General features: G+C 68.9%; 7 protein-coding genes and 2 pseudogenes. 6 read left to right on the plus strand and 3 right to left on the minus strand.

From position 1 onward, the window contains the following. Positions 1–67: pseudogene (locus ACWFR1_RS21675) on the minus strand (hypothetical protein); the annotation flags it as partial. Between the two features lie 24 nt (positions 68–91). Next, a pseudogene (locus tag ACWFR1_RS21680) lies at positions 92–277 on the minus strand (CorA family divalent cation transporter); the annotation flags it as partial. 554 nt (positions 278–831) lie between these two features. Between ACWFR1_RS21680 and ACWFR1_RS21685 the strand changes: the two are divergent. Beyond that, the gene (locus tag ACWFR1_RS21685) at positions 832–1386 is read left to right on the plus strand and encodes a flavoprotein (RefSeq protein WP_453553533.1); all 555 of its coding nucleotides are present in this window, start codon (positions 832–834) and stop codon (positions 1384–1386) included. A gap of 242 nt (positions 1387–1628) precedes the next feature. Further along, positions 1629–2507 (plus strand): DUF5655 domain-containing protein, encoded by an 879-nt coding sequence (locus ACWFR1_RS21690; RefSeq protein WP_453553672.1) that lies wholly within the window; start codon positions 1629–1631, stop codon positions 2505–2507. Positions 2508–2688: 181 nt separating this feature from the next. Here the strand turns inward: ACWFR1_RS21690 and ACWFR1_RS21695 are convergent, their stop codons facing one another. Beyond that, complete coding sequence (locus tag ACWFR1_RS21695) at positions 2689–3108, minus strand: pyridoxamine 5'-phosphate oxidase family protein (RefSeq protein ID WP_453553535.1); 420 nt, start codon at positions 3106–3108, stop codon at positions 2689–2691. Between the two features lie 455 nt (positions 3109–3563). On the opposite strand from ACWFR1_RS21695, the gene pglW reads away from it, so the two are divergent. The 4 genes from pglW to pglZ are packed head-to-tail and all read left to right on the plus strand — an operon-like array spanning position 3564 to position 18872. After that, the gene (pglW, locus tag ACWFR1_RS21700; RefSeq protein ID WP_453553537.1) at positions 3564–8231 is read left to right on the plus strand and encodes a BREX system serine/threonine kinase PglW; all 4668 of its coding nucleotides are present in this window, start codon (positions 3564–3566) and stop codon (positions 8229–8231) included. Between the two features lie 59 nt (positions 8232–8290). After that, positions 8291–12028, plus strand: a complete 3738-nt coding sequence (gene pglX, locus ACWFR1_RS21705) for a BREX-2 system adenine-specific DNA-methyltransferase PglX (RefSeq protein WP_453553539.1) — start codon at positions 8291–8293, stop codon at positions 12026–12028. Positions 12029–12051: 23 nt separating this feature from the next. Then, positions 12052–15951, plus strand: coding sequence for a BREX-2 system ATPase PglY (gene pglY / locus ACWFR1_RS21710; RefSeq protein WP_453553541.1), 3900 nt, complete (start codon positions 12052–12054; stop codon positions 15949–15951). Further along, complete coding sequence (gene pglZ, locus ACWFR1_RS21715; RefSeq protein ID WP_453553543.1) at positions 15951–18872, plus strand: BREX-2 system phosphatase PglZ; 2922 nt, start codon at positions 15951–15953, stop codon at positions 18870–18872. Before pglY ends, pglZ begins: the two co-directional genes overlap by 1 nt. The last annotated feature ends 86 nt before the right edge of the window (positions 18873–18958 follow it).

The raw sequence follows: 18958 nt of genomic DNA on the forward strand, positions 1-18958 counted from the left end.
CCGCCCTGACAGCCCTCCGAGCCCGAGTGGCCGCCCAAAGCAGCAGCCCCGACAGCAAGATCAAAGCGACAGGTTAATGATCGGCAGGCCCTTAGTCGCGCCGCTTGAAGATGAAGTACAGGCTCGCGCACACCGCCGCCATCAGCAGGATCGCGAACGGGTAGCCGAAGGTCCAGTTCAGCTCCGGCATCGCGTCGAAGTTCATTCCGTAGATCGTTCCCACCAACGTGGGTGCGAACAGGATGGCCGCCCAGGACAAGATCTTCTTGAAGTCCTCGCCCTCACGCCGTTGACCTGCGGAAATCGACTGGAGAGGCGCCCTGACCTGCGGCGATCCGTCTTTCAGGCCCTTTCGCCGTGCTGCCTGTTGATGCGGCCGATCCTCCCCAGCCACTCCCCAACGGGGCTTCATTCTCCCCAGATTCTCCCCAGCGGAGGCTGCCTCTGAAGGAGGATCGCCGCTGATCGGGACCGTGATCCGTGTGCCATGACAGGCTACGCGACGTAGTGGCAGCGGAGCGGGTGGCCGCTGTCCGCTTGGCGGTAGATCGCGATTGGGTGCGGCTGCTCGTTCACAGGGAAAACAACCGACGACCCCGACCGCCGCGCTCCCCGCGACTGGATCTGGCGAATGGGTTCCCTGCGCAGGATGCGAGGTTACGGCGGCGTCCAGGCGTCGGGGCGGATCACGGCCCGGGCAGCGAGACTGTCCTGGCAGTTCCCGGTCGGCAAGGTGGGGCCGGAGGAGTCCTGTAAGGCTGCTGCTGCCCGGGGCCGCCGTCGTACGCTGCCAGAGCTCCACCACCTCAGCCGTCGACTGGGAGTACCCGCGTGAATGAGCCGCAGCGCAAGCCGTTCGTGTATGTCGTCGTGTGCGCGGCCGGGATCGCCAGCGATGTCGGCAAGCTCATCACCGCCGCCCAGGAACGGGGCTGGGAGGTTGTGGTTGTCGCCACCCCGCAGGGCCTCGGCTTCCTCGACAGCCGGGTGATCGAGAACCAGACCGGATACCCGATCCGCTCTGCCTGGCGCTCACCCGGTGATGCACGGTCCTACCCGCGGGCTGACGCCATCGCAGTCGCACCGGCCACGTTCAACACGGTCAACAAGTGGGCGGCCGGCTTCGCGGACAACCTCGCACTCGGCATCCTCTGTGAGGCCCCCGGCATGGGCATCCCCACCGCGGTACTTCCGTACGTGAACACCGCCCTCGCTGCCCACCGCGCGTATCGCCGCAGCGTTGACGAACTGAGGCAGATGGGCGTGATGTTCGGCAGCTACGCGCCGCATCGCCCGAAGTCCGGTGGAGGTGCTGACCGCTTCCGCTGGGAGGAGGCCATTAACCTCCTTGCCCCGCACTTCCCGCACTTGACGCGTCAGCGGTGACGTCGGCAAAGCCACCGTTCGAGGACAGCGCGCTGTTCGGCCCTGTTCCGCAGGTCTAGCTCCGTCAGAACAGGTTGGTCTCGTGCTCGGTAAGGGCGCGTACTGTGCTCGCCCCCAGAGCGCGACCTGCCCCAGCGCGGCCATCGCCGATCGAACACGCTCCGTAGCTGAACCAAGGCGAGGAAATATGCCTGCGGCGCTGAGTGTTGGAGGGGGTCCATGGAGAGGGGAGGTGGCGGAAGCTGCGGTTGTTCAAGACGGCGCACGGGGGCGTTAACGAGCTTGGGCCCCGACTTGCTGCGGCCGAAGCGGATGTGCAGCGTCTTGTCGAGGCGAACATGGAGGCGTTGCTCGGGGTTCGCTTCTTGGCGTCCGAGTACAGCACGGGACCGGTCCACGCCGGCCGGATCGACTCGCTGGGGCTCGACGCGAACGGTGCACCCGTCGTCGTGGAGTACAAGCGCGGCACGGATCCCGGCGTGATGAACCAGGGGCTGTTCTATCTGAGCTGGCTCATGGACCACCGGGGCGAGTTCGAGCACCTGGTCCGCGACCGGCTCGGGGGGACGGCCGCGGCCCAGGTGCTCTGGAGCGGACCCCGACTGATCTGTGTGGCCGGCGACTTCACCCGCTACGACGTCCACGCCGTGCGCGAGCACCGGCGCAGCATCGACCTGGTCCGCTACCGCTTCTTCGGTAGGGACCTCATCGGTCTTGAGACCCTGGCCACGGCCGCCGGGCGCCCGGCCCAGGGCAGGCGGGGCCGGCGCACCGAGGCAGCACAGCCGGTGCACGCAGGGCGCGAGAGTATGGCGGAGCTGGCGGCAGCGGCGGACGAGGCCCTGCTCGGCCTCGGTGAGGGGATCACCAAGGTGCAGCGCAAGAAGTACTGCGCCTACCAGCGGCTGCGGAACTTCGCGAGCATCTGCCCGCCCCAACGGACGAAGGTCCTGGTCTACCTCTCGCTCGATCCGGCCGAGGTCGACCTCGGCCCCGACTTCACCAGGGACGTGACGGGCCTCGGTCACCACGGAACGGGCGACCTGGAGGTACAGCTGCGCACTGAGCGGGACCTGGAGCGTGCCCAGGACTTGTTCCGCGCCAGCTACGTGGCAGCGTGAAGCGCTCACGGACTTTGATGCCGTGCGCGGTTTGTGCGTGTTCTCTGTCGCGAGGGTGCCTTCCGACGGACGGGGTGGACGTGGCGGTGGAGGAACCATCATCCTGAGAATCCCCGGTTAGGCTAACCGGAAATTTTCGGCTACCTTTCCGCCCCGCCGTCGCCAGGCATGAAAGGTCGGGTCACCAGCCAGAAGGTTTGGCGGTCCCCATCGCGTGGGTGATGGTGATCTCGATGACGACCCGGTTCGGATTGATCCGTGGAGTCTTGTACCGCTTCTCGTATCGGCGCTCGGCCTCGGCGACTGACTCGGGGTCGTCCTTGATGACGGCTGTGCCTTCGAGGGTGCACCATCGCAGCCCCTCGGCCTGGCTTACGGCGACGCGGGCCTCGTTGCCGGCGGCCTTGACGGCGCGAATGTTGCGGACCTTCTTGCTGGCGCCGTCGCTGATCACGCGGGCGACCCGAGTCTCAGGGTCGTAGGTGACTCCGACAGGGATGAGGTGGGGCGTGCCGTCGGGCCGGCGAGTGGTCAGGAAGCACGTCCGGCGTTCCTGCCAGAAGGTGTCATCCCCATCAGTGGGTGGGAGGTCGTTGCTCAATGGTTGTCTCCGGGATGCGAACGGCGAGGCTGTCCGGATCGCGTCCCACGGTTCGGTGTGCGGGCACGCGGTGCCTGTGCATCGACGGTACGTGAGACACCTGAATGCCCGGATTCGTGGTCTGTCTCTCCTCTGGGACGAGGGCTCCACCACCATGGAGAAGTCGGCTTCTGCTCCTCGACAACTTCTACGCCAAGGGTATCTGGCACCCTGCATGCAAGGGTCAGATGCGACGTGCCGAAACCAGCGCCCGATGGCCGATCCTAGACGTGAGCAGCGGAAATCTGGCGTTCACGATGGGAAGGAGATGGGCTACGGGGAACCCCAGTCCCCCTCTTGCCGTCAGTCCTGCCCTCTAAGATTCCTTCTGCGGGAGCAGCCCGATTGCTCCCGGGCGCGGGGGCAGCGTCGCGGCAGGCGCAATTGTGTGCAAACAGACAGAGGCGGGGAGTCGCATGCTGGAAGGCCGGTGGACGGCGGTCACCGAGTCCGAGTATGAGCACGAGCGCCGTGGTCTGGAAGCGATCCGTAGGCGTCTGCCGGACGAGGAGCCGTGGCGGGCCTGGTCGAACTTCACGTTCACCGCGAACAGCGGACATGTCCGCGAGATCGATCTTCTGGTGACCTCACCGGCCGGGGTGTTCCTCCTCGAGCTGAAGGACTGGCACGGCTCGGTACACGGCGGCGGCAACGACTGGGTGCAGACCACGCCCGGCGGGACTCAGCGGCGACACGGCAACCCCTTGCACCTGGCGAATCGGAAAGCCAAGGAACTGTCCGGCCTGATCAACGACGTCTCCGGCCGGCCCGGGGACCGGCCGAAGATCTGGGTGGGCGAGGCGGTCTGCTTCACCGATGACAAGCTCCGGGTGAACCTTCCGGCCGCCGATCTGAATGGCGTGTTCACGGTCAAGCAGCTCGTGGACATGCTGGCCGAGCCGTCGGCGGACGCTCGGCGCCGCATAACGGCCGAGACGTCCCATCGCGTCGACGCCGCCCTGAAGAAGCTCGGCATCGCACCGATCCGCCGCCAGCACGAGGTGGGCTCCTACCTCCTGGATGCGAAGGCGTTCGACTCCGGGCCTACCTGGGCCGACTATCTGGGCCGTCATTCTCAGCTGCACGATCTGGCGCGGGTACGGGTCTTCCTGAGCGAGCGCGGTGCCTCCGACGCCGAGCGACGTTCGGTGGAGCAGGCTGCTGCTCGCGAGGCGCTGGTGCTCAGCCGGTTCCGGCACCCCGGGGCGGTGCAGCTGAAGAGCTACCTGCCGTCGGGGCACCCGGCCGGGCCGACGATCCTGTTCGACTACCACCCGGAGACTCTGCGGCTGGACGACTTCCTGGTGCAGCACGGGAAGCAGCTGGACCTGCGAGGCCGTCTAGCGCTCGTACGGCAGCTTGCCGAGACGGTGCGCTCCGCGCACTCCCGCCGTGTCCATCACCGCACGCTGTCGGCGCACGCGGTGCACGTCATCCCGCGTGACCGCGGCCCGCGCGGGCGGGAGCTCAGCGAGGAGCAGCGCTGGCTGAGCCCGTGGCCGCAGATCGCGGACTGGCAGATTGCCACCGGGCAGAGCGCCAGCCGCGGCCGGCCCCTGACCCTGGCCCCTACGAACGTGTCCGGGTTCCACGTCTCGGAACAGGCTGATCCGTACCTGGCACCGGAGCTGAGGATTCCGAAGGCCGACCCGGTGCGCCTCGATGTGTATGGGCTTGGTGTCCTTACGTACCTGCTGGTCACCGGGCAGGCACCAGGCGCAAGCCAGAGCGAGGTCATGGCCCGCCTGGAAGCCGGTGAGAGCCTGCGCCCGAGCGCCCTGGTCGACGGGCTCAACCCGGACATCGACGACCTGGTGGAAGCGTCCACCGCGTACGAACCGGGCCGGCGTCTGTCCACGGTCGACGACTTCCTGGAGATGCTGGAGTACGTCGAGCAGGCATTCACCGAAAAGGACTCCGTAGGCACGGACACAGCCGCAGGCACGGGCGGGGACGACGGGTCGGGATCCGAGACGGACGAGGATCGGGGCGAGCCGGAGAAGGACCCGCTGGAGGCGGTGGCCGGAGACGTGCTGGCCGGGCGCTGGGAGGTCGTGCGTCGACTCGGTACAGGCTCGACCTCACGTGCCTTCCTGGTGCGGGATCTCGCGGGCGAGCCGCGGCGCAGCGGCACCCTGCCGGTCGCGGTGCTGAAGGTCGCGCTGAGCGAGGCCAAGCACGCGGTCCTGGACCGGGAGGCCCAGGTCTTGGGCCGTATCCACCGGGATTCCAGCATCATCGCGCTGTACGAGCGGGAGCCGATCACTCTCGCGGGCCGCCGGGTGCTCGCTCTCGAATACGTCGGCGACAGCCGAGAGCTGAAGGACCAGGACCGTGGTGACGGGAAGGGGCCGAGGCGGCGTGAGGACACCGTCGCCCGTCAGCTGCGGGACAACGGCCGCCTTGGCATGGACCAGCTGGAGGCGTACGGGAAGTACCTGTTCGGCGCGGTCGAGCACCTGGAGGCGGAAGGAATCTGGCACCGGGACCTGAAGCCGGACAACATCGCGATCCGGATCCGTCCCAACGGCACCCGGCAGCTGGTGCTGATCGACTTCTCGCTCGCCGGATACCCGGCGAAGGAGATCGATGCGGGCACCGAGGGCTACCTTGACCCGTTCCTGGGCATCATCACGCGTGGCTCGTACGACGGGCACGCCGAGCGGTACGCGCTGGCGGTGACGCTGCACGAGATGGCGTCGAACGAGCTGCCCCGCTGGGGCGACGGCTCCGTCACAGCCCGGCAGACCGATCCGAAGGAGTGGCCCCACCCGCAGCTCGCGTTCGACGCCTTCGAGCCGGCGGTCCGTGACGGCCTCGTGGCCTTCTTCCGCAAGGCTCTGGCCCGGGACGTGAAGGACCGGTTCTCGGATCTGAAGCCGATGGAGCGCGCCTGGCAGGCACTCTTCCTCGACGCGCAGCGCACGACGGCCCCGAGCTCCGGGCACGGTGCAGCGGAGAGCGAAGGAACCACGCAGGAAACCGGACCGCAGATCGGACGGGAGGACGACGACGCCTCCGCCGAGCAGGTTCGTGACCAGCAGGCGGCCAAGGCTGACCGTACGACGCCTCTGTCTGTGGCAGGTCTGACGCTCTCCGCGCAGTCCCAGCTGTTCGCCATGGGCCTGAACTCCGTCGGGGACGTACTGGAATACTCGGCGAGGAAGTTCCTCACCGCACCGGGCATGGGATCGCGCACCCGCGAGGAGATCCAGCGCCGGCAGAAGGAGTGGAACCTCCGACTCGGCAAGGCGGCCCCCGCCCCACTGAGCGCGGAGGCCCGCAAGGCAGCCGGCCAGGAGATCACCGAGCTGGAACAGGCGGTCGCCGAATCGGTCGCTGCCGGCGGCGGAAACGTCACCACCCCGCAACTGCTGGGCGCACTGAGCCTGGACGCGCTCGCGGCCCGCCTGGTCCCGAAGCCATCCAGCGGCAGCGCCCGCTCCAACGCCAAGGAACGCGAAGCGGTCCGGCTGCTGCTGCGATTGCCTGACGAGACCGGCAAGCTGCCCGAGGGACTGGCATGGGTCCGGCAGCGGGACGTCGCCGACGCGGTGGGCCTGACCGCGGGCCGTATCCCGCAGATCGTGAAGAAGGCGCGCGAGCGCTGGTACGGGGACGCCGCCCTTGAGCTGTTGCGCGAGGAGGTGGTGGAGCTGCTTGTCGAGCGTGGCCGGGTGGCCCCGGTGATCGAGCTCGCCGACGCGCTGATCGCCCGGCGCGGCACCCAGCACGTGGAGCGGCGCGACCGGCGTGCGCTCGCCCTGTCGCTGCTGCGGGCCGTGGTCGAGCGGGAGAGTTACGACAACGAGTCCCCGCCGCTCTTCCGCTACTTCCACGCCCGGATGCCCAAGGGCGTCGATCCGGTGCTCGGCCTGTTCGCTCTGGACGTCCGGGAGGGAGTGGACGGTCCGGACACCCCGACGCTGCCCGCTCTGCAGGACTACGCGCTAAACCTGGGCGCGCGGGCCGACCGGCTCGCGGCGCTGGAGTCCCTGCCGACGGCGAGCACGGTCCTCACCGAGTTGGACGCGTTGCGACGGCCGCCGGGCAGCCTGGGCTGGGACGAGCGGCGTACTGCCGAGATCGCGGTGGCCGCCTCCACCCGGGCCGCCCTCACGCCGCGACTGGAGATCTACCCGCGCGACCTGGACCTGGTGCGCGCGTTGAGGATCACCCAGGCCGGTGTGGTCGCTGTGCAGCTGGGCGTCGAGGAGGAGCGGCAGCCGGGCCTGTCAGTGGACGCCCTGCACAAGCGGGTCGCCACCCGCTTCCCTGACCTGGGCACGGATCCGCTGGCGCCGCGCGAGCTGCCCACGGGCAGTGCACTGGTCCGCGACCTGAAGCAGGCCGGCTTCGAGCTGAAACTGGCCACGCGCTACGACAAGGTGCTCCGCCTCATCCCGGACCGTCCGTCCGGGGACGCCACCGCCGGTCTGACCTCGGCGAGTTGGGGAGCCTCGGAGGCCCGCCGCTCCGCCCCCACCCAGTACGACGCGGACGCGGCCGTCGCTGCCGCCGTCAAGGCCGAGCAGCGGCTCACGCACTCGGCACGCCAGGACGGCTTCCGAGTCCTGACCGTGCCCCAGCGGCGCGCCGAGGACGCGGTGCGGCAGCTGGCCGACGAGCAGTACGGGGCGCGGCCGGTGTCGTTGACCGGGCTCTTCGTGGACGAACTGCGCGGTGTAGTCGGCGAGGCGGCCCGACCGACCTGGGAGACCGTCCTCAAGGCGGACGCCGCCGAACCGGGTAGCCGGGCCCACCAACAGCTGCGCATCCGCACTGACAAGGCGTGGGGGCGCGTCGAGCCGCGGCTACGAGAGCGCCTCGCGGAGGGACAAGGTCCGCTGCTCCTCACCGACACTGCGGTGCTCGCCCGGTATGACGCTCTGGACCTGCTCGGGCGGCTCGCGGAGGAAGCGCGGCAGGGCGGTAGCCCGCTATGGCTGCTCGTTGCCCAGTCCGACCCGGCACGGGCGCCGCGGCTGGCCGGGCAGAGTGTGCCGTACCAGGCGGGGTTCGACGAGTGGATCGTCGTGCCGGACGCCTGGGTCGCGCGCAAACACCTCGCGCCGGACGCCTGACCCGCTTCTCCTTCTGATCTGATCTTCTTCCGTTCTCTCCCATCCACAGGAGCCGTTCCGTGATCGACCGCAAGAGCCTCCTCGCTGACCTGCAGAAGCAGGTCAAGGCGGCAGAGACCGACCTTGAGCAGCAGGTCAAAGCTGTCCCCGAGGTCGGGACACGGTTGCGCGGCGAGTACGAGCAGGCACGGAGGCTGGGCCGTACTGCGGCGACCTGGAACGCCTGGCTCGGCGAGCGCGTCACCCAGGTTGCGGTGGCCTGGGTACTCGGCACGGTCTTCGTCCGCTTCAGCGAGGACAACCATCTGATTGCCGAGCCATACATCACCTCCCCTGACGTGGCCGGACGGGAAACCGCCCAGGCGCGGTACGAGGAGTACCTGGAGAAGGTCGCCGACCCGACGTACCGAGGCTGGCTGGAGACCGCGTTCGCCGAACTCGGCGCCGGCCAGGCTGGACAGCTGCTCTTCGACTGCGACCACAACCCGCTCTACCAGATCCCCCTCTCACACGACGGTGCGGGCGCGCTGCTCGCCTTCTGGCGCGAACAGCGCGCCGCCGAGAATGAGGCCGACAGCAACGGCGGGGCTGGCGGCTCGGTCCTCGTCCATGACTTCACCGACCTGCTGAATGAGGACGGCACCAAGGGCTGGGATACCCGTTTCCTGGGTGACCTGTACCAGGACCTCAGCGAAGCGGCTCGCAAGACGTACGCGCTGCTACAGACACCGGAGTTCGTGGAGGAATTCATCCTCGACCGGACGATGACCCCGGCGGTACGGGAGTTCGGCTTCGGAGAACTGAAGATGATCGACCCGACGTGCGGGTCCGGACACTTCGTACTCGGCGGGTTCCGACGCCTGGTGCGCATGTGGGCCGAGCAACGGCCCGAGGTGGGCCCGTACGAGCGGGTACGGGCAGCCCTCGACTCTGTGCACGGGGTTGATCTCAACCCGTTCGCGGTCGCGGTGGCTCGCTTCCGGCTCCTGGTCGCGGCGATGGCCGCGAGCGGCATGCGGACGTTTGAGGAGGCCCGTCAGTACGAGTGGCCCATCCAGCTCGCGGTCGGCGACTCCCTTATTAAGGACCGGCAGCTGGAACTGCAGCTGGGGCTCGGGCTTGGGGAGGACGCCGGCGTGGCTGGTGACGCGCTGGCGGAGTTCTCGTACGTGACGGAGGACGTGCACGAGTACCCCGGAATCCTGCAGCAAGGGCGCTACCACGTGGTGGTGGGCAACCCGCCGTACATCACGGTCAAGGATAAGAAGCTCAACGAGCTGTACCGGGAGCTCTACAAGGCGTGCGCAGGGACGTACGCGCTGTCCGTGCCCTTCGCCCAGCGGTTCTTCGAACTGGCCAAGCGGGGCGGAGCCGACGGGAGCGGCTACGGCATGGTCGGCCAGATCACGGCGAACTCCTTCATGAAGCGAGAATTCGGAACCAAGCTCATTGAGGAGTATTTCGCCCACAAGGTCGAACTCACCGAGGTCATCGACACGTCGGGGGCGTACATTCCGGGGCACGGGACTCCGACGGTGATCCTCGTGGGACGGCCGAGAGAAGGATCGAAGCGGCAGGCGACGATCCGGACGGTGCGGAGCGTGCAGGGGGAGCCTTCGGCGCCGGAGAAGCCGGAGGAGGGGCTGGTGTGGCAGGCGATTGCTGAGCAGATCGACGTGCCAGGAAGTTCCAGCAAATGGGTGTCAGTCGATGATCTAGATCGGGTAGGTCTTTTCGACAAGCAGCCCTGGATCCTGGCCGCCGGCGGCCAGGAGCTGGTTGAGCAGCTCAATATCGCAGCCGTGGGCAAGCTCAAGTCGGTTGTTGAAGAAATCGGTGCGGGTGCCGTTACACGCGAGGACGATGCCTATATGGTTGGCGCCGGCGCCTTGCGGCGAGCTGGCATCGACGAGGCGCATGAACGTGAGCTGGTCGAAGGCGGAGCTGTTCGCGACTACCTCATTGATGGGGCGGAGCCCTCCTTGTGGCCGTATGGAGAGGCGACCCTGGAGCCTGATGCCCCCGAGGCAGTGAGTCGATTCCTCTGGCCAATGCGCAGGTATCTCATCGATCGTGTCGCGTTCGGTAAATCTCAACTTGAGCGCGGTCTTCGCTGGTTCGAGTACTCGATGTTCTTCCGCCGTCGGTACTCCCCGGATGCGACTATTGCATTCCCCTTTGTTTCCACTCACAACCACTTCTCCCTGAATCGACTGTCACGCGTATTCATCCGTACTGCGCCGGTATTGGTGCTCCCGGAGGGTGCGACGGAGAAGGAGTATGTGCGCCTCCTTGGGCTGCTCAATAGCTCCACGGCTGGCTTCTGGCTCAAGATGGTTAGCCACGACAAGGGCAGCCAGGGTGTAAACGAAGGCTACAAGTCGCAGGTGTGGGAGCGCTTCTACGAGTTCACCGGCACGAAGCTTCAAGAGTTCCCGCTTCCCTCCGAGTACCCCACTACCCTTGCCGCCGAGCTCGACGCTCTTGCCCAGCAGCTCTCCGTGACGGTCCCCGCCGCCCTCGCAGCCGAGGCAGTGCCCACCGCTCTCGCCCTCCGGGAGGCCCAAGCCACCTACAACTCCACCCGCGCTCGCATGATCGCCCTTCAGGAGGAGCTGGACTGGCAGGTGTACTCCCTCTACGACCTGCACTCCGAGGATCTGCGCCTGCCTGACGTCTCGGTCGTGCCCGAACTTGCCCTTGGTGAGCGTGCCTTCGAAATCGTGCTCGCGCGGCGGGTCGCAGCCGGCGAGGCCAGCGGTGAGTGGTTCACGCGGCACGGGTCCACGTCGATCACGGAGATCCCGGCGCACTGGCCCGCCGACTACCGGACGCTCGTGCAGCGGCGGATCGAGGTCATCGAGTCGAACCGTGCCATCGGCATGGTGGAGCGTCCCGAGTACAAGCGGCGCTGGGCCACCGAGGGTTGGGATGCAATGCGGCAGAAGGCGCTGAAGTCCTGGCTGCTTGACCGCGTCGAGGGCCGCGAGTACTGGTTTGACGCCAGCGGCAACCCCACTGTCACCACCCTCGCCCGCCTCGCCGAAAGCCTTTCCTCTGACGAGGACTTCGCGTCCGTTGCTGAGTTGTACGCGCCCCGGCAGGACCTCGTAAAGACCGTACGGGAGTTGCTGTCCGAGGAGCACGTGCCGTTCGTGTCTGCGCTGCGGTACAAGCCGGGCGGGCTGAAGAAGCGCGCCGACTGGGAGCACGTGTGGGACAAGCAGCGTGAGGAGGATGCCGCGCCCGACGAGCCCGCCAAGCGGCAGATCCGCAAGGAGACGCCCGTGCCGGCGAAGTACACCTCGGCGGACTTTCTGAAGCCGGGCTACTGGCGTGCGCGTGGCAAGCTCGACGTTCGCAAGGAGCGGTTCGTGTCGTACGGCACGGTCAACGTGCAGTCGCCGGATCTGTACGGGTGGGCCGGCTGGGACCACTTGGAGCAGGGCCTCGCTCTCGCCTCGTACATCCAGCAGGCCGGGCTGGGTGAGGATGAGCTCGTGCCCTATCTGACTGGGCTGCTTGAGCTGCAGCCGTGGCTGGAGCAGTGGTACGGCGAGTATGACCCGGAGTTTGGGGCGTCGCCGGCCGCCGAGGTCCTGGCGTTCCGGCAGCAGAAGCAGGGCGAGCTCGGGCTGCCCGACGACGCGCTGCGGGCCTGGCGCCCGGCCGCCGCCACCCGCGGGGGCGCGAAGAAGGCAGCCGCGCCCAAGAAGCGAACTGGCGCGAAGGCCGCAGTTCAGATGTCCGTCACGGACAACGTCACCGATGCCGCTACCGGCGCAGAGTCTGACTGAGTAGGGCGAGGAGCCAAATCACCATGGCGTTCATGAGCAGGAACAACTCTCGTCCCGAGGACCGTCCGCTGCTGCGGGAGTTGATCGACATCCCGGAGTCGGTGTCCACCTCCGACTTCGTGCTGAAGCTGAACGAGGCGGTCACCCCTGAGGGGGCCGAGGCGGCGCTGAGGGACTACGTCGTCACCGACCGGCTGCTCGGCAACTTCGACGAGGCACTCGACCTGATCAAGTCGGCGCTCGACAGCCGCTCGTCGAAGGCGGCTTATCTGCACGGCTCGTTTGGTTCCGGTAAGTCGCACTTCATGGCGGTGCTCTACGCGCTGCTGTCGGGGAACCAGGCTGCCCGGACGCGCGGCGACCTCGACCCGGTGCGGGCCCGGCACTCCTGGCTGGACGCGGACGACCGCAGGTTCCTGCTGGTGCCCTACCACATGCTGGGTTCCAAGTCCCTGGAGCAGCGTGTGCTCGGCAAGTATGTGGAGCACGTCCGCAAACTGCACCCCGGCTGCCCGCTGCCGCAGGTCTACCGGACCGACGGGCTCTTCGAGGACTTCGCTGAGCAGCGCCGCCGCAACGGCGACGACAGGGTGATCGAGCAGCTTGCTGACGCCGGCGACGGCCAGATGGACGAGTGGGGCGACTCTTTCACCTGGACCACCGAGCTGCTTGATCAGGCGGTGAACGCTCCGGAGGAGCACGAGAACACCAAGGGTCTCGACCTGGAGAACCCCTCCACACCGCCGGAGTTGCGGGCCCGCCTTGTGCAGGACCTCACCCAGACCCTGTTCCCGGCGTTCTCGCGCAACGCCTCCGAGGACGCCGACGGGTTCGTCTCCCTGGACAAGGGGCTCGGCATCATCGCCGCGCACGCCAAGTCCCTCGGCTACGACGGACTCGTCCTCTTCATGGACGAGCTGATCCTGTGGCTGGCCTCCCGCATCCACGACCAGAGGTTCGTCTCACGCGAATCCGACAAGATCACTAACTTCGTGGAGGGCGGCGACGAGCGGCGCGCTATCCCGGTGGTGTCGTTCATCGCCCGCCAGCGCGACCTGCGCGAACTGGTCGGCGAGGAGATGTCGGGCGCCGCCGAGGCAGCCGTCCAGGACAGTCTCAAGCTCAGCGGCGGTCGCTTCGACAAGGTCGTCCTGGAAGACCGCAACCTCCCGCAGATTGCGCAAGCCCGCCTGCTCAAGCCAGCCACTCCCGACGCCGAAGCGGAGGTGGAGGCGGCGTTCACCGAGGCCAAGAAGCTCGGCCCTGACGTGTGGGACACCCTGCTCGGCCACGACAAGTCCACCACCGGCGCGGACGAGGACGCGTTCCGGCGGACGTACCCGTTCCCGCCGGCGTTCATGGACACCCTGGTGCACATCTCCGCCGCGCTACAGCGCTCCCGCACCGGCCTGAAGCTGATGAGTCAGCTGCTCGTCGACCACCGTGACGACTGGCGGCTCGGGCAGCTCGTGCCGCTCGGCGACCTGTACCCGGCGATCGCGGGCGGCGGCGACAAGGCGTTCAGCGGGGAGACCAATGTCCACTTCGAGGCCGCCGACAAGCTGTACCGGGACAAGCTCCGCCCGTACCTGCTGAAGACCAACCAGGTCACCGAGGACCAGGTCGAGGCGTACCGGCGTCGTCCCGAGAGCCTCGGCGACCCGCAGCTCGCCGCCCGCTGCCGCGACTTCACCGGCGACAGTCGACTCCTGCAGACCCTGCTGCTCTCCGCGCTCGCGCCCAGCGTGCCCGCGCTCGCCGACCTCACCCTGGCGCGGCTGCACGCCCTCAACCACGGTTCCATCACCACCCGCATCGCGGGCACCGAGGTGGGCCGGCTCGAGCAGAAGGCGAAGGAGTGGGCGGCGACCTTCCCCGAGATCAAGGTCATCGGTACCGGGCCGGGTGCGGTGGTCCGCCTGGAGCTCACCGGCGTTGACCTGGACGCCGTCCTCGCCAATGCCCAGGTCCACAACAACCTGGGCAACCGGCGCACCAAGATGCGCAGCCTGCTCAAGGACGCGCTCGGCGTCAGCGACGGGCCCGGCGGCTTCGACGCGTACGACGTGCTCGACCTGGTGTGGAAGGGCACCGAACGGCAGGTCGAGGTGGTCTTCGGCAACGTCGCCGACGTCGACTCGCTGTCTGAGGCGACCTTGCGGCCCAGCCAAGACGACACCTGGCGGCTCGTTGTTGATTTCCCCTACGACGAGGGCGAGTTCGGCCCGATGGACGACCTGCAGCGGCTGCGTGCCTTGCGGGAGAAGCCGGGCGGCGACTCGCGCACCCTGGCCTGGCTGCCCACACACCTGACCGACACCTCCCGCAGTGACTTCGAGCGCCTCGTCGTCATCGACAAGGCCCTCGCCGACGAGGCCCGATTCGACTCCGAATTCGCACGCAGCCTCAACGCCGACGACAAGGCGCGCGCCAAGAGCATGCTGCAGTCGCAGCGCGACATCCTCACCGAGCGCGTCACCCAGGCGCTGCGGCAGGCGTACGGGCTCGCACAGAAGCAGGAAGGGGTTGTCGACCTGGGCTTCGACACCCACCTGGTCGCGCAGCAGGATGTGCCTGAGCTTCGGCTTCCGCTTGGCGCGCCGCTGGACGCCGCCGCTCGCGACCTGGCTGGCAAGCTGCTCGCCCATCAGTATCCCGCCCACCCCGACCTAGACCCCGACGGCATCAGCAAGCCCGTGAAGCCCGCCGAGATCAAGACTGTCTTCGAGTACGTACGCAAGGCCGCCGAGGACCGCGACGGACAGGTCGAGGTCGACGGCAAGGACCGCAAGATCATGGCGCGGATCGCGGGCGGCCTCGGCCTCGGCACCATGCGGGAGGCGTACTACCGGCAGTCCACCACCTGGCCCGACCACTTCACTCACCAGGCCCGCCGGGACGGCACCGCCGAACCGACCCTGGTCAAGCTCTCCGACTGGAGTGACCTTCCCGAACCGCGCGGACTGCCCGAGCTGCTGCGCCGGCTGCTCGCCGCCGCCTACGCGGAGACAACTGACCGGGTGTGGGTGCGCGGCGGAGTCCCCGTCGAACCCGCGCCCGCACCGCACGAGCTGAGGCGGGACTACGCCCTGCGCGAGCAGCAGCTGCCCAGCGAGAGCGATTGGGAGGAGGCGCGCAAGCGGTACGAGACCATCCTCGGGGACCGGGCACCGCAACTGCGGCGTGGGCGGATCGTCAACCAGTTCGCCGGACAGATCAAGCGGGCCGCCGCCGCGCTTGCTCAGGACGCTGGACGGCTCGTCGGAGAGCTGGAGAAGCACCGCGATTTCCTGCGCCTCGACGACGACTCGCCCCGGCTCGTCCTCGCCCGGCGGGCCCAGGAGCTGGTCAAGGAGGTGACGGAAGCCGGCATCGAGGCCAAGTCCGTCGTGGACCGGCTCGCCCGCTTCGACCTCGGCGACTTCACCGCGCACCGGTACGGGATGTCCCTGAAGAGCGCGGGGAAGGTCGCCTCCGCGTTGCAGAACACCAGCTGGGACCAGTTGGGCCTGGCCGACACCCTCGGTGTGGGCGGCGCGGCCGTCTTGGAGCGGGTGCGGGATGCCGCCGCCGGCGACCCGGGTGACTACCCCGACCTGCCGGGGGTGCTCAACGCCGGTGGTCGGGAGGTGCTGTCCCTGCTGAGGTCCCGACAGACCGCGGCCGAGCGTCCCCAACCGCCCGCCACCCCGCTGCCGAGCTCCGACGACGTGGACCTGATCGGTGGTTCCGCTCACCCGCAGGTGCTGCCGGAGCCGGCGCAGCAGCCGGGTCCCCGTACGCCGTCGCGGTCCGTGGCGCGCTCCGGCGGCGGGCGGACCACCGCCGCCCGGGCCGGGGCCGAGCTGCAGGCGGAGCTCGCGGCGCTTGCGGCCGAGAACCCCAATGCCACCGTCGAGGTCGTCTGGAAGGTCGTCGACTGATGTCCGGCACCCTCACCACAGCGCCCGCGACCGCCGGCCCCGCCCGGCTGCCCGCAGGAACCGTCCGCCAGTACCTCGCTGCCCGCAGCCGGCTCGGCGACGGCACGGTCCGAGTCCTACTGCTGCGGGCCGATCCCGTCTGGGAGGGACCCTCTGTGCAGCAGACGGCGGGCGGGCTGCGGGCGCGGGTGGCCGTCGGGCCCTCGGTATTGGCCGTACACGAGCAGATCCTGGGCCACCTCGACGCAGTGACTCCCCCCGACGTCAAGGTCCTGGTCGTCCTCACCGACCGCGAGGACACAGACCTCGACCCCGGGCTGCTCGCTCGCGTCTACGGCGGACGGATCCGCTCCGTCGACAACTGGGAGGTCGTGCAGGAAGCGTTCGACGCGCGCGGCCTCGACGGGCGGCTGCGCGGCGAGACCTGGGCGGCCGAAGCGCTTCTCGACGCGGCGGCCACCCGCGGCTGGCCCTCGCTGGGCAAGGGAGTGCTCTCCCGTGACGAGGCCCTCACCCGGCTAGCCAGGCGCCGGTTCAGGCTAGGCCTCCAGGACACGGATGCGCTCGGCGAGCCGGCCGCACACGACGACGGAGACCGCATCGACCCCGTCGCGCTGTTCCGGTGGACCCTCACCCCTGGCGGCCCCGACCTCCTGAGAGACCTGCGCGGACCGGAACGGGCCGGCCTGGCACGCTTCCTCGCCGAACCCGAACAGGGCGGCCCCACCGGCAAGATCATCACCGCACTGGTGGACGCCGAGCACGGGGCCGACGCAGCCGCGTACGCCGTCGTATGCGCCGCCCTGTGGGGGCACGCGGAGGCCGACCACGACCTGTACCGGGTACGGGGGCGCGCCGAGCGGTGGCTCGGCGAACAGCCGCCCGCCCAGGGAGACAACCTCGACAGACTCCTGATCTCCTTCGGACACAGCGGCGAGGCGTACGTCCGGGGCCTCGTCGAACGGGGCGAGCACCGGCTCGCCGACCCGGTCCTGACTCGGGCCGCACAGCTCGTCACCCAGTTCGGGGCACAGGCCGCCGCCGCTGCCAGCCCGCTGCTCCCTGCCGGACTCGACGCCCGCTTCACCGCCGCGGGCCACGCCCTCGCCAACGGCGACTCCGGCAAGGTCACGACTGCCGTCACCGCACTGGCCGACCACACCCTGGCTGCCGACGGTGCCACCAAGGCCCGTATCGAGCGGGTACGCATGGCGGCGCGCCTGCGGCAGTGGCTCGGCGGCCAGCCTGAAGTCGATATCGCCTCGGTAGCCGACGGCACCGCCCGCCAGATCCGCGAACTCGGCTGGGCGGACCGCGCTCTGGAACACCTGGAAGCGGGCGGCGACCCAGACTCCGTACTCGCCGACGCCTACAGCAAGATCGGTTCGGAGGCGCGAGAGAAGCGCCGCGATCTGGACCGTGCCTTCTCCGAGCGGCTCGCGGTGTGGACCGCGGACGGCACCGCTCCCCGCGCGATGATCACCGTGGAGAGCTTCCTGAGCCGCATCGTCGCACCCGTCGTGGCCTGCCCCGGCCGACGGGTCCTGATCCTCCTTCTCGACGGGATGAGCGCGGCGATAGCAGCAGAGATCGGCGAAGAACTGCGAGGACAGTGGGCGGAGTTCGACCCCCTTCCCGACGCGATCGGAGCGCCCGTCCGGCGTGCCGTGGCCGCCGCGCTGCCCACTCTCACGGCCGTATCCCGCACCTCGCTGTTCACGGGCACTCTGATGAAGGGCGACCAAAGCGACGAGAAGCGGCTCTTTCCGCAGCACCACTGCTGGAACGGTGCCCCGGCGGCCGTCTTCCACAAGGACGACCTGCGCGGCCCCGACACCGGCTCACCCTTCTCCACCGCCCTCACCGAAGCCCTCGCCGGCGAACGCACCCATGTCGCGGTCGTCCTCAACACCGTCGACGACCGCCTCGCCAAGGAGCAGAAACTCGGCGACGGCGCATGGCAGACCAAGGAGATCGGTGGCCTGGACCCGCTGCTGCGGGCCGCTCGCGCTAACGGCATGACCGTGCTCCTTACCTCCGACCACGGCCATGTGATCGAGCGGCGCGGCAGCAAGCTCGACGCGGCTGGCGGCACCATAGGGTCGGCCCGCCATCGCACCCCCAGTGGACCCGTTGCACCGGCTGAGATCGAGCTCTCCGGACCGCGGGTGGTCTGGCCGGAGCCCGGATCGCGGATCGTCGCGCTGCGCGACCACGACAGCCGCTACACCGCGCTCAAGGCGGGCTACCACGGCGGGGCGACCCTCGCCGAGTTCACCATCCCGCTACTCGCCCTGCTGCCCTTCGGAGCCGAACCGCCCACCGGATGGCGGGAGCTGGGCGACCCGACACCCTCCTGGTGGGCGGAGGACGCCGAGGACGGAGCCGCAGTCGAGGCAGGCGCCAAGAACGAAGCTGACGCTGGTGCCGTGCCCGACGCATCCGTCGCAGGCCCGCGAAGCCGCAAGCAGACCAGGAAGGCAGCCCCGCCTGTACCCGAGGGTGCCATCAGCTTGTTCGGCGAGGACGAGGTGGCGCCCCCCGCACCGCAGGAAGCTGGCGACTCCGCGGCGGAGCCTGAGACCGTACCCTCCTCCGAGCAGTCCGAAGATCCTGCTGTCGCCCTGGTCGAGCGTCTCATGGCCACCGAGCTGTACAAGGCACAGCTGGACCTGCTCGCCCGCAAGCCACGCGACAAGACCGTCCTTCCGAAGGCGCTGGCCGCGCTCGTCGATGCCGGCACCCTGCCGATGACCGCTCTTGCCGAACGAGCAGGCCAGCCCGCCACCCGGGCCCCCGGCTTCGCCGCTACCCTCGCCCAGCTCCTCAACTACGACGGGGCCCAGATCCTGGAGATCCTCCCCGACAACCGCACCCTGCGCCTGCATCGCGCCCAACTGATGGAGCAGTTCGGGTTGTGAAGCGGCGTACTGCGGCTGTGACGGGCGGGCCGGGTTACTGGTCCGCCTGGTCCGCCCGTCGGCGGCCCGGCGACCGCATCGGTGTC

The sequence above is a fragment of the Streptomyces sp. NPDC055103 genome (assembly GCF_053607625.1).